The following is a 582-nucleotide window of genomic DNA, read 5'->3' as shown; positions in this document are numbered from 1 at the left end:
GCACACCGTACACCTGATGATTTTCATCGTATACGCGCAGTATCTCTTTCTTCAGCCAGTCATCGCGCTGCGCACGGGCACTGCGTTTATCCGGATGATGTCGCTGTTGCTGGCAGTGGTAATACGTTGACGGGGCAATATGCAGTTCGCTGCATACCGGTCCGACCCCGTACTGCTCACGCAGCTTATCCAGCAGTGGCATCATTTTTTCCAGAGGCGGTCGAACTCCGCCTTCGCAAAATAAGCGGAAGCCTGGCGAAGGATATCGTTACTGCGGCGCAGTTCACGATTTTCACGCTCCAGCTCTTTCAGACGCTGACGTTCAGCGGTGGTGAGCCCACCATCACCGCCCCCTGTATCCCGCTCATGCTGGCGAACCCAGACGCGCAGAGTCTCTGGCGTACAGCCAATCTTTGGAGCAATGGAACAAATTGCCGCCCATTGTGAGTCATATTCGCCCTGACTTTCCAGAACCATACGAACTGCCCGTTGACGGACTTCGGGGGAAAAACGAGTATTTTTAGTCATCCTGTTTACCTCTTTCTCAGGAAGTTTAGTCTCCAGGATTCCCGGGGCGGTTCA

General features: G+C 54.1%; 1 pseudogene and 1 other annotated feature. The pseudogene reads right to left on the bottom strand.

The annotated features are described in order from the left end of the window. Positions 1–528, bottom strand: a pseudogene (locus tag EQY_RS25810) (transposase); the annotation flags it as partial. Beyond that, positions 131–247, bottom strand: a sequence feature (AL1L pseudoknot). Its footprint overlaps the pseudogene before it by 117 nt. Positions 529–582 lie beyond the last annotated feature (54 nt).

It is taken from the genome of Escherichia sp. TW14182 (genome assembly GCF_000208525.1).
Taxonomy (GTDB): Bacteria; Pseudomonadota; Gammaproteobacteria; order Enterobacterales; family Enterobacteriaceae; genus Escherichia; species Escherichia ruysiae.
The sequence above is the reverse complement of the archived record's forward strand: the minus strand, read 5'-3'. Positions and strand labels throughout refer to the sequence as shown.